8 protein-coding genes and 1 pseudogene are annotated in these 12,763 nt (G+C 48.8%); 8 read left to right on the top strand and 1 reads right to left on the bottom strand.

From position 1 onward, the window contains the following. The 8 genes and pseudogenes from A3GG_RS13755 to A3GG_RS0109015 all read left to right on the top strand — a co-directional run. Positions 1–254: pseudogene (locus A3GG_RS13755) on the top strand (ISAs1 family transposase); the annotation flags it as partial. Between the two features lie 99 nt (positions 255–353). Then, complete coding sequence (locus A3GG_RS0109045) at positions 354–2,012, top strand: S41 family peptidase (RefSeq protein WP_026215747.1); 1,659 nt, start codon at positions 354–356, stop codon at positions 2,010–2,012. Further along, complete coding sequence (locus A3GG_RS0109040) at positions 2,009–2,344, top strand: translation initiation factor (RefSeq protein WP_018358972.1); 336 nt, start codon at positions 2,009–2,011, stop codon at positions 2,342–2,344. The genes A3GG_RS0109045 and A3GG_RS0109040 overlap by 4 nt, the downstream gene beginning before the upstream one ends. Positions 2,345–2,350: 6 nt before the next feature. Next, positions 2,351–5,455, top strand: a complete 3,105-nt coding sequence (locus tag A3GG_RS0109035; protein WP_018358971.1) for a UvrD-helicase domain-containing protein — start codon at positions 2,351–2,353, stop codon at positions 5,453–5,455. Positions 5,456–5,462: 7 nt separating this feature from the next. Further along, positions 5,463–6,530: a dual-specificity RNA methyltransferase RlmN gene (gene rlmN, locus A3GG_RS0109030; protein WP_018358970.1), complete on the top strand. Its 1,068-nt coding sequence runs from the start codon at positions 5,463–5,465 to the stop codon at positions 6,528–6,530. A gap of 19 nt (positions 6,531–6,549) precedes the next feature. Continuing rightward, entirely contained in the window at positions 6,550–7,878 is a 1,329-nt protein-coding gene (locus A3GG_RS0109025) for an MATE family efflux transporter (protein WP_018358969.1), read from the top strand. Between the two features lie 505 nt (positions 7,879–8,383). Beyond that, positions 8,384–11,647, top strand: coding sequence for a SusC/RagA family TonB-linked outer membrane protein (locus A3GG_RS0109020; RefSeq protein ID WP_026215746.1), 3,264 nt, complete (start codon positions 8,384–8,386; stop codon positions 11,645–11,647). Positions 11,648–11,668: 21 nt separating this feature from the next. Then, positions 11,669–12,529 (top strand): RagB/SusD family nutrient uptake outer membrane protein, encoded by an 861-nt coding sequence (locus A3GG_RS0109015; protein ID WP_018358967.1) that lies wholly within the window; start codon positions 11,669–11,671, stop codon positions 12,527–12,529. Here A3GG_RS0109015 and A3GG_RS0109010 read toward each other — a convergent pair. Continuing rightward, the coding region (locus A3GG_RS0109010; protein ID WP_018358966.1) for a transposase at positions 12,494–12,763 on the bottom strand (270 nt) is incomplete at its 5' end. The genes A3GG_RS0109015 and A3GG_RS0109010 overlap by 36 nt on opposite strands.

Genomic DNA, 12,763 nt, shown 5'->3' with positions numbered 1-12,763 from the left:
AAAAGGTGTTTTCTCTCATTAGAGATCATTGGGCGGTAGAGAATAACTTACACTATTGTCTTGATGTTATTCTCGGTGAAGACCAATCGTTAAAGAGAAAGGACAACGAAGCGAAGAACTGGAATATAATCAACAAGATAGCTCTCTTCTTCCTCGAAAAGCAAAAAGAGAAAACAAAAATTCCAATGAAAAACCTAAGAAAGAGGAACGCAACTATGAAACCTTCTCAGATACTCGAATACAACTATCTATGATAATTCAAATGCGATTGCCCTGGAGGCTTGGGGAGCAGGGGGCTTGCCTTTCGGAGAAATTGGGTACATTTGTAGGATAGTATGCTAAGTGGATATTTTATGAGAGTGAGATCAATTTTGATAGGAATGGTGTTGGCGTTGCCTATGATGGCAGTGGCTCAGACACCTAATAATAAGACCCAACAAAAGGTGGGGAGAGCGCAGGAGGTTTTTGCCTCTGTACTGGCAGGTGCTTCGGGCTACTATGTCGATACCATAGACGTGCAGAAGGTGAGTACCAGGGGTATCAATGCGATGCTGAGCCAGTTGGATCCCTACACCGAGTATATTCAGGAGAAGGATGCGGAGGACTTCCAGATGCTTACCACGGGTGAGTACGCTGGTATCGGCGCTTATATCCAGTTGGTCGATAGCACGGTGTACGTGCAGTATCCTATGCCAGGTAGTCCTGCGGAGAAGGCTGGATTGGGCATGGGTGATGCCTTTCTAGAGATCGACGGGGTAAGTGTCGTGCCTGGTACGCCTGCCATGGTGAGTGGGAAGCTTAAGGGGCCGGTAGGCACGACGGTAAAGGTGAAGGTGAAGCGCCTTGGTAAGAGTGCGCCTGAGGAGTTTACCATTGTCCGCGGCAATGTGGTCGTGGATCAGGTGGTGTACAGGGGTATGTATGCAGATGGGGTAGGGTATATCAGGTTGTCTAGCTTCACCACACGCAGTGCCGATGATGTGAAGCGAGCTTATGAAGAGCTCAATAAGGGCGGTAAGATGAAGTCCCTTATCCTCGACCTCCGCAGTAATGGTGGTGGTGTGATGGATGGCGCTATAGATATCCTCAGTATGTTTGTGCCCAAGGGCACCAAGGTGCTCTACACCAAAGGGCGATTGCCTCAGACCTCACAGGAGTATTTTACCGAGCAGGAGCCTATTGCACTAGATATCCCACTTGTGGTGATGATCAATGGCGGCAGTGCTTCGGCGAGCGAGATAGTGGCAGGGGCACTCCAAGACCTCGATAGAGCGGTACTCGTTGGTTCCAAGAGCTTTGGCAAGGGGCTGGTGCAGAGTACACTGCCCGTGCCTTATGATGGCATCCTCAAGGTGACGGTCTCACGCTACCACATCCCTAGTGGTAGGTGTATCCAGCAGCTCGACTACTCGCACCGCAATCCCGATGGTTCGGTCGCCGCTGTGCCCGATAGTCTTACGCAGGTGTTCAAGACGGTTGGCGGCAGAGAGGTACGCGATGGCGGCGGTATTCGTCCCGATATAGAGATTGAGGGCGAGACCCTCGACGCCATCGTATTTGCCATGAGCAATCAAGGCAGGCTCTTCGAGTTTGTCAATCAGCTCTACCTAGAGCGCCCCAAGACGACCAAGCTCTCCGATGTGGTGATTACCGATGAGGATATCGACCGCTTCATCACCTACTTGGAGCAGAATGGCTTCGAATATGGCGAAATGAGCAAGGAGGCACTTGGCGCTGTGGAGCGTATGGCAGAGTTTGAGGGGTATAAAGAGCAGGCTAAGGAGGCTTTCGCGAAGCTCAAAGAGGTGCTCACCCCATCGCTTCGCAGAGATATGGAGCCTAGCCGAGAGCAAGTGAAACGGATGATGCGAGGGCTACTAGCTCAGCACTACTTCGGACAGGAGGGGCAGTATGCCGTTACTCTGGAGAGCGACCCTACGATGAAGGGAGCACTGGAGGTATTGACCGACACCACTAAGTACCATAATATCCTAAAGGGCAATAAGCAGTGAGCAAGAAGAACTGGGGCGGCATGGTCTTCTCCACGAATAGTGACCTGATGGCGCAACTGGATAAGGAGGAGGTGGTAGAGACCGCTCTCCCTGCCGAACAACGCCTAGTGGTGCGCCGCGATAATAAGGGCAGAAAGGGCAAGATGGTGACTCTCGTGGAGGGGTTCTCCGGTAGCGATGACGATCTTCAGGCACTCGGGAAGCGCTTGAAGGTAGCCTGCGGTGTGGGAGGTAGCGCCAAGGATGCCGAGATCATCATACAAGGCGAACTCGTGGAGCGGGTGCACACACTGCTCCTAGAGTGGGGCTACACCAAGAGTAAGCGGATGTAAGGAGCTATGGGGCTGACAATATACAAGGCATCGGCAGGTAGTGGCAAGACCTATACCCTAGTGAAGGCGTATCTGGATTTGCTTCTACAGAGCAAGAGCAACGATACCTATAGGAGTATTTTGGTCGCCACCTTTACCAATAAAGCGACTTCCGAACTGCGCGAACGTATTGTGCGGGAGCTGCGGGAGCGTATGCAGCGGGGCGGAGCTGAGGGAATGCGTGCTCGGCAGGTGCTGGAGCAAATCTTGCTGGACTATGACGCGCTGAGGGTGCAGACGATAGACTCCTTTTTCCAAGAGGTAGTCCGCAGTTTCGCTTTCGAACTATTGCAGACGGGCGCTAACGCTAGTGCCGATGTCGACCTCGATAGGGATAGCGCCATCGAACTATCGGTAGACCAATTGCTGGTACGCCTCGATGGCGAGGAACTACAGTGGATAGAGCAGCTCCTAGTGGGCAAAGCGGAGGAGGGAGAGAATATAGACCTGAGGGGTGAAGTGGTGAAGCTGGCCAAGAAGATACTCTATAACCCCAATGCTAGGGGGCGTGACCTGAGTGGGTTCGACGCCTCTAAGGTTCAGGCGGCTATGGATGAACTGAGGGCTAAGCGCAAGACGATTCTTGCTGAGGTGGGCGAACAGTTTGTCCCTCTACGGGAATGGCTAGAGGCGCACAAGGATATCTTGGAGCATAGTAAACTTAAGTTCCTCCTCTCTCTATACCAGAGTGAGCTTGATAAACTACTGAGGGATAAGTACTCGAACCCTAAGAAGTTAATTTATCATGGCAGTGTAAATATAGATAAAGACGTTTTTATCGTATCTGACTCATTAAAGGACCCCGAGATGAGGGCTAAACTCATATCGGAGCAATCCACAGTTAAGCCGCTCCTTCAGCAGGCTCAGGCAGCAGTAGATGCGAAGTGGCGGGAGTTCCAATTGGCAGAAATCCTATTGCAGCACCTATCGCTGCTTCCGCTCTTCAGTAGCTTGCAGGAGACCATCAAGCGCTATCAGGAGGAGCACAATATAATATTGATCGATGAGATCAACTTCCTACTCGATCAGGTGATCGCTGGGGCGTCGGCACCCTTTATCTACGAAAGGGTAGGCGGACGTATACGCCACTATATGATTGACGAGTTTCAGGATACGAGCGGTATACAGTGGGACAACTTCCGAGCGCTACTCCTCGAGGCTATTGCCCAGCAAGGGAGCGACGGACATTCCTTGGAGAGCTACCTCGTAGGCGATGTAAAGCAGAGTATCTACCGCTTTCGTGGTACCGATAGCTCGCTCCTCAATAGCGGGGTGGAGCAAGACGAGGATTTCAAGAGCCAGATTACCTCTTGCGCCTTAGAGAACAACTGGCGAAGCGATCACAACATAGTGGAGTTTAACAACCAGTTTTTCTACGACAGCTACCACTTCTGCACCCACACCGATGGCATGGTCTCTTCGCACGAGTTCGATAAGATCTACAAGCCGGAAGAAGAGAAGGAGGTCAAACAAGGGAAACGCTACAATGGGGGAGAGGGCAGAGGTTATGTCCGTTTCGAATATATCGAAAAGCCGAAGGGCGATGAGGAGAGTGCGGAACTAAGAGCGCGACTACGGGAGACCCTACTTACGCTACAGCGAGACGAGGGGTACCAAGCTGGGGATATTGCTTTTATTGTGCGGAAAAACGATGAGGCGGAAAAGATAGCCGATATGCTCACGAGCTTTGCACAGGAGGCTGAGGAGGGGGAGCAGCACTACTATTCATTTATCTCCGATGAAGCACTGAAGATCAATAACGCTCAGACGGTGCGCCTACTCACCTCGCTTTTCCAATTGCTCGGTGACCCAGGTAACTCTAATTACCAAACTCTCTACGAGGTGGCTTGCCTCATGCTGGGGCTAATGGAGCAAGAGGAGCAAGCTGAGCTACTAGAGCTCTGCAAGGGCGGGCGCTCGCTCCTTGAGATAGCACACACAGTACTTCGGAAGATAACGGTGCCTATGGGTGAGGAGCTATACGTCAATGCCTTCCTCGACTTGCTATTTGAGTACACGCAGAATAATATCGCCACCTACCAACAGTTCGGTGAATGGTGGCGCCGTGTGGGTATCGGGAAGGAGATAACCATGGGGCGCAAGACCTCGGATAGGATACAAATCCTTACGATACACAAGGCAAAGGGACTGGAGTTCCCTATTGTAATCATGCCCTATGTGGGTTGGAAATATTATAAGGATAATGCCGAGATGATTGAGATATTGGGGAAAGACGAACTTCCCGAGGGGTTCCTCTCGGAGCCGCTCGACTTTTACCTTTTCGATGGTAAACCCAATAAGAGCCACCTCAATTCACTACTAAGCAATAGGTACAATAAGATACTCGAGGAGATCTATCTCGACCAGCTCAACCTACTCTACGTCGCCTTCACTCGCCCTATCAATAGGCTCTACCTCTTCACGCACGAGGCAGATAAGGTGGGTAGCAATAGCAACTCGCTCAATAACGTCTCCATTATCCTCTATGATAGGCTCAAGACCATCGAAGGGATACAACAGACGGGCAACGTATGGACATTTGGCCACCCCACTCCTAAGCGAGAACCGGCGGAGACGTGCCATGGTCCGCTGGTGCTCAACCCACACTACAAGCGTGAGCTCCCCAATCTCCCCGAGCTTAGGGTGGCTAAGCCCACCAGCGAAAGCGCCATCTATGGTATCACGATGCACGATGCCATGGCGCGCGCACTTACCCCAGAGCAGTTCCGCGATGCGATCCAGCGCCTAGGTCGAGCGGATGAGGCTGAGCTCCTCGATCACTTCGACCAAGCGCTCCAAGACCCTCTTGTGGCTTCGTGGTTCGCTCCTACGGAGGAGCGCAAGATACTGGTGGAGCAGCGGATAGGCACCGCAAAAGGCACTTATCGCCCCGATAGAGTGGTGGTCGAGGGCAATGAAGCCACGGTAATCGACTTCAAGTTTGCCCACCCTCTCCTAGAGCATCGTGCCCAAGTGCTAGGCTACATGGAGCTACTACGCCAACTAGGCTATTCCGTGCGCGGCTATCTCTGGTATTGGCACCAGACGCAGCAGATACAAGAAGTAAAATAGACCAATCATGAATACAATATTAGGTAAGACCCTAGCACAGCTCGAAGAGCTGGTGAAGGGCTTGGGACAACCCCGATTCAGGGGACGGCAAATAGCCGAGTGGCTCTACCAGAAGAGGGTCACCTCGTTCGATGAGATGACCAACCTCCCCAAGGAGTTACGGCAGAAGCTCTCCGAGAGCTACACCATAGGGCGCACCGCTCCTGCCCTCACCCAGACCTCCTCCGACCGCACGGAGAAGTACCTCTTCCCACTACTTGCCAATCCTGAGCTGCAGTTCGAGACGGTCTACATCCCCGATGGCGACCGTGCTACCCTCTGTGTAAGTAGTCAGGTAGGGTGCAAGATGAATTGCTCTTTCTGCGCTACGGGCAAGATGGGCTGGATCGCCAACCTCACGAGTGCCGACATCATCAATCAGGTGCTCAGCATGCCCTATCCCGATGAGCTGACCAATATGGTATTCATGGGGATGGGCGAACCGCTCGACAACTACTCTGCCGTGGCGCAGGTGATTGAGATACTCACCGCCGACTACGGCTTTGGCTGGAGCCCTAAGCGCATCACCGTGAGCACTATCGGGGTAAAGGAGGGGCTCAAGAAGCTTCTTGCCGAGCAGAGTGTGCATGTGGCGATTAGTATCCACAACGCGATCCCAGAGGAGCGCCTCGCCCTTATGCCAGTGGAGAAAGCCTTCCCCATCAGCACGGTGATCAATACCCTCAAGGGGTACGACTTCTCGGGGCAGCGCAGGCTCTCCTTCGAGTACATCCTATTTGAGGGCATCAACGATAGTAAGTTGCACGCCGAGCGACTCATAGCACTACTCCGACCCCTCGATTGTAGGGTGAACCTTATTCGCTACCACGCCATCCCTGGTATCCCCTACCATACGCCTAGCGCTGAGAAGGTGCAATGGTTTGAAGACCAGCTCAACAACAGAGGGCTCAGGACAACTACCCGACGCTCTCGTGGCGAAGATATCTCGGCAGCGTGCGGCATGCTCTCTACCGAGAACGAAGGTGAAGCGTCCCAGCCTGCAAAAGGAGGCGCACCAATAGAGACCTCCCTCTAGGGGAGACTGCGGGCTTTCTATGCAGCGACAAACTAAAGACCTTACCCATGGTCCCATAGCGAAACAGCTGGTACAGCTCTCGTTGCCTATCCTAGGCACCTCTTTCGTGCAGATGCTCTACAGCTTCACCGATATGGCATGGCTGGGGCGTCTCTCACCCGAAGCGGTAGCCGCCACAGGCGCAGCATCGGTCTTCACTTGGCTTGCCAATTCGGTCTCGCTCCTCAATAAGGTCTCCTCCGAAGTAGGCGTAGCCAATGCCCTCGGGCGTAACGACGAAACCGAAGCCCGTGCCTATGCCAGCCACACCTCTACCCTCGGCTTCCTCCTAGGTATGGGGGTATTGCTCCTCTACGGGCTAGGCGCAGAGGGGCTGATTGGCTTCTACAAGATGGCGTCGGATATTCATAGTGTGAGTGTCGACTACCTCCGGATTGCCTCGCTCGGCATGCCGCTCATCTTTATGATTGCTTCCTATACGGGCACGTACAATGCCACGGGGCACTCCAAGATACCTTTCGTTATTAATACCATAGGGCTCGGGATGAATATGCTTCTCGATCCCCTCTTTATCTTTGTCCTCGGAATGGAGGTCAAGGGTGCCGCCTGGGCTACAGTGCTTTCGCAAGCGGTAGTGCTGGTGATGCTCTTGGTGCAAGTGCACCATAGGGATAAGCTGCTCGGAGGGTTCCCCACACTCGTGCGCCTACAAAGGGGCGTGACGATCGCCATCTTCAAGATAGGCACTCCGGTAGCATTGCTCAATAGTCTATTCGCCTTTATAAATATGGGACTAGGTCGAGCCGCTTCGGTGTTTGGTGGGCATATTGGCGTGATGACACTCACCACTGGAGGGCAGCTCGAAGGACTTTGCTGGAATACCGCTCAGGGGTTCTCTACCGCCCTAAGTGCCTTTACGGGGCAGAACTACGGTGCACAGAAGCCCGACCGCATCCACTTAGGAGTGCGTTATACCCTAGCTCTATCTCTAGGCGTAGGCGTACTAGGCTTCCTGCTGTACTACTTCTGGGGCGAAGAGCTCTTTGCCCTTATCGTGCCCGATGTCGCCGCCTATACCGCTGGCGCCATTTACCTGAAGATACAGGCACTCCCTCAGATATTCAGCATGTTGGAGATTACGAGCCAAGGCTATTTCTATGGCGTTAGGCGTACTATTCCACCCGCTATTATCAGTATCGTAGGCAACTCCCTCCGAATCCCAGCAGCCCTTATCTTGCTGCCTATCACGCAGGATGTCAATACTCTATGGTGGATTATCGCAGCTAGTTCTACCCTCAAAGGGCTAGCCGCAGGGCTATGGTACCTCAGGGTGCGCCACCAAGTCTAAACCACCACAATAGACACCTCCGATCAGAATAAGGGTCGGAGTAGAGCACAAAAATCCGAGAACTCTACCCCCTCAGCCCCCTCAGAGTTTGAAAATAGAGAAAAGCCTATCCCCCCTTCAGAAGATTATAATTAGGCAAAGTGGGTAGAAAGTTTGGTAGTTTGTAAAATTTAAGTATCTTTGGCGTTGAGATGTAATAGTAACGCAAAACAATGGTTTTAACGAAACTGTCAGTCATGTGGTTGAGCAGTTACAGGTCATGCATTAGAGGGCTAGAGAAGAAATGATGTGTACCTAGAGTCAGTTTAGGACTATTGCGAAAATCACATAAGATACTGAGATAAAGCATATTGTCACAGGATAGACTTAGGCTCGACAGAGGCTATAAGCAAGAAGATTAGATAATCAAGCTCTTAAAAGAGTAAAATAGTCGAAGTTATCTTGGTTTTGTGAAAATTATTAAGAAACAAGTAATACAGAATAATTAACAAACAAAATGAATGGTATGAAAAGTAAGATTCTATTGCTTATCTCCCTATTCTTTCTGAGTATTGGGACAGCGTTAGGACAGACTATCACCGTTAAGGGTATCGTCTTGGATGAAAAAGGCGAGCCCGTTATAGGTGCGAGCGTCCGCCTGAAAAGTAATCCATCTGTCGGAGCCGCAACAGGTCTCGACGGAGACTTTACCCTCAAGGCAAAACAAGGTGAGCTGATCATAGTTAGCTACGTTGGCTACAAGACGCAGGAGGTAGCAGCTGCTCCCTCATTGACCATCAAGCTCGCTCCAGACCAAGAGCTCCTCGATGAGGTCGTAGTAGTAGGTTATGGTACATCTACCAAGAGATCCTTTACTGGCTCAGCTGTGACTGTTAATGCTGCAGCTCTTGAGAAGAAATCAGTATCCAACGTATCACAAGCACTCGCAGGAGAGGTTCCTGGTGTTAACGTAGTGAACACCAATGGACAGCCTGGTTCTTCTGCAGATATTTATGTGCGTGGTGTAGGTTCTGTAAACGCAAGTACCGCACCTCTATACGTTGTGGATGGTGTGCCTTTTGATGGTAGCATCAGCGCAATCAACCCTGCAGATATCGAGTCTACCACTCTTCTTAAGGATGCAGCAGCAACTGCTATCTATTGTGCACGTGGTGCTAATGGTGTTATCTTGATCAATACCAAGAAGGGTGTTGCCGATAAGACCACTGTGTCTGCAGAGTTTAAGTATGGTGTTAATACACAGTTTATACCTCGTCACGATGTTGTTACTGACCCTGAGGATTACCTAGCACTTTCATGGCAAGGTCTTTACAATCAGTGGAGCGACCTACCTGCTATGATTCGCGATAAGGAAGGTAATAAGATACCAAACCCTGCCAAGAAACTTACTCCAGATCAGTTCGCAAGTATGAATGTCTTTAGTACTTCAGGTATCAATGAGAAATACAATTTCTATAAGGAGACTGATGGTTCTAAGATTTTTGATACCAATGGTAAGGTTCGTCCTAATCTAGCTCGTAGGTATACACCTGAGAACTGGAAGGACTTCGCATTCCAGCCATCAGCACGTATGGAAGCTAATGTGCAGGTCGCTGGCGGTAGCCAAAAGGCTAGGAGCTTCCTCTCTGTAGGTATGCTTGATGATAAGGGTATTTCTAAAAACTCTCGTTTTACTCGTTTCTCTGGTCGCCTTAATGGCACCTACGACCCAACCACATGGTTGCAGGTGAAGGGTAACTTGGCTTACACATACAGCAAGTCAAAAGCAGCTGGTCAGAGTGAGTACAGTTCTACCAATATCTTCACCTTCCTTGATAACATGCCTCCTATTTATCCTGTTTTTGAGCGTGATAAGGATGGTAACATGAAAGAGAGCCCATACTTCAAAGGCTTGAACGAGTTTGACTTCGGTGAGGGTCGTGGTTATGGTGGTCAGAGCAATGCTCTTTCTATCCCTTACTATGAGGAGGATCTTGATACAAAGAACCAAGTGACCTACAACCTAGGCTCTACCATTAGGATTATTGACGGTCTTTCATTTGAGAATACCTTCAGTGGTATGTACTACAATAGGTTTGCATACGATAGAGGTAGTATGTGGTATGGAGACGCTGGTAATAGCCATGGTACTATTTACCACTACCATAATAGTGTGTACTCTTGGAACCTTCTTTCTCTACTTAGGTACACTACTAGGGTTGCAGATAATCACAACCTAGAGGCCTTCGTTGCTCACGAGTCATCTAGGTACAAGACCTCTAAAGATGCGATTTCTAAGAAGAATCTAATTGATCCATTTGACAACGAATTATCAAATGCCCTTGAGATGTCTTCTCCTGCGACTGGTGGTTCTGATGCATACGCAATGGAGAGTTACTTCTTCCAAGCTAACTATGACTATGCAGGCAAGTACTTCGTCTCAGGTACGTTCCGTCGTGATGGTTCCTCTCGATTCCTTAAGAATAGGTGGGGTAACTTCGGTTCTATTGGTCTAGCATGGGTTCTTTCTTCTGAAGATTTTATGAAGAACGTTAAGGCTATCGACTTCCTAAAGCTTAAAGCTTCATTCGGTTCTCTCGGACAGCAGGGCGGTATTAGCTATTATTCAGGAAATGACCTATACAAAATTAAGAACCTCAATGGTAAGGGTGCGCTTCTGTTCGACAAAAAGGGTAATCCTGAACTAACTTGGGAGCGTTCTAATATGCTTCAGCTTGGTTTCGAGCTCAACATGCTTAATCGCATTTCTCTCAATGTAGAGTACTTCAATAAGATTACTACAGACCTTATCTATGAGCGTCGTGTGGCTCCATCTAACGGATATGCACTATATAATGTAAATGATGGTAAGTTGCAGAACCAAGGTATCGATATCGACCTCGGCTTTAATATCCTGAAAAATGAGGATTACTTCCTTGACCTCAAACTCAATGGTGGTTTTGTATTCAATAAGATGCTAACGCTACCTATCGAGCCAAGTAGTGGCGAGCCTAAGTTCATCGATGATTCAGCATCTCCATACGGTCGTATGAAGGGGATGTCTTTATACGAGTACTACATGAAGAATTACGTAGGAGTAAATCCTGAGAATGGTAAGTCTGAGTGGACTATGTACTTTGTAGATAACGATAAGAATGGCCAATTCAGCAAGGGTGATATGCCTATCGAGAGCCTTGTGCAATATAAGCATGAGAATCCTGATAAGGTGGGTCAGATTGTAGAGGGTAAGACCCAGAATTACTCTAAGGCAACTAGGTATCACGTAGGTTATTCTGCTCTTCCAGTAGTGCGTGGTGGTATCAATATCGCAGGTGGGTACAAGGGTGTAGAGCTGAGTGTACAATTTATCTATAGCCTAGGCGGCTACGGATATGATAATGTATATGCTAGCCTTATGAATAGTGGCAAGGCTGGTTCTCAAAACTGGCATAAGGATATCCACAATGCTTGGATGCCTAACAACAAGAATACCAATGTCCCAAGACTATCAAATGGTCAGGATACTGATGTTGCTAGTTTGTCAACAAGGTTCCTCACTTCTAACTCCTTCCTTAATCTTGCTAACGTTCGCCTAGCATACAACCTTCCAAAGAGTTGGCTTGAAGACATTAAGGTAAATAACGCAAGCATTTGGGTATCTGGTGATAACCTATTCCTATTGAGTGCTAGAAGAGGCTTCAACCCATCTACTTCTCTAAGTGGACGTAGTAGCTCATATACTTATAGCCCTCTATCTACTATAACAGGTGGTATTAGGGTAACATTCTAATAGTTTTGTACGGAAGAAATTATGAAAAGAATTATATTTTCTCTATCCTTGGTTGCACTGCTTGCAATTTTACCAGGGTGTAATAAAGAGCACCTCGAGGTAGTTCCTACAGGTGAGATCGTATCAGACAAGAAGGTTGATAAGTACCTAGAGGAGAATCCTTCGGTTGGTGTCGAGATGCAAAATGCAATCTTTAGAGGTCTCTACTCTTGGATTTATACCCCAGGTGCTGGTGGTACTAATGGTAACATGGACTTTGGTCAGAAGTCTACAGACTATGCTCTAGACCTCCTTTCTGGAGACTTTACCTACGTGCAGAATGACTATGGTTGGTGGGATAAAGTTCAGAATTACACTGGTGTATCCGGAAACTCTAGTAACTACAACTATACTCCATGGCGTTTCTACTATCGCCTTATCTTCACTGCAAATGGTATTATTTCTCAGTATGGAGAAAATGCTCTTAAGTTGCCCGCTGATAAAACTCAGGAGAGACACCTTCTGGGTCAGGCTCTTGCTATCCGCGGTTACGCTTACTACTATCTAGCACAATTATTTAGTAAAGAGTATGATCCTGCAGCTAAGCTCCTCCCTATTTATACTAAGATTGAGGAGTTAAATAAGCCTATTGCTACTCAGAAGGAGGTTTATGACCAAGCTTTGAGTGACCTAAAGATTGCGGTTGATTACCTTGATGGCTTCAAGAGAACGCAGATTTATGAAGTGAATCAGGATGTTGCTAAGGCTTACCTAGCTTACACCTATGGTGCTATGGGTAACTACGCAGAGGTTGAGAAACTTACAAATAGTTTCTTGAAGATGCCTCATTTCCAGCCAAAAGATGGTTCATCCGACATTTCGTGTGATACGGCAGTCATGTAGAGCAAAAAGCCTTAGTTTGAAATATTCATCATCTCTATATCCGTAAGCATTTCTCTTCATCACTTTAATCTTATTGTTTATTCCCTCCACTTTGGCGGTTGATAGCCGTCCATAATACCATGCGAGTATTTCCTTTTTAGCTGCATTGATTGTGTTCGCTAATGACATTAGAGGTTTTGAAGCTGTTTCTAATGCCATTGACACCCAATTGTTTAATTTTCCCTCTGCCTCATT

This window comes from Porphyromonas levii DSM 23370 (assembly GCF_000379925.1).
Classification (GTDB): domain Bacteria; phylum Bacteroidota; class Bacteroidia; order Bacteroidales; family Porphyromonadaceae; genus Porphyromonas_A; species Porphyromonas_A levii.
Note: the sequence above shows the minus strand (reverse complement) of the source record. Positions and strands in the feature narration are given on the sequence as shown.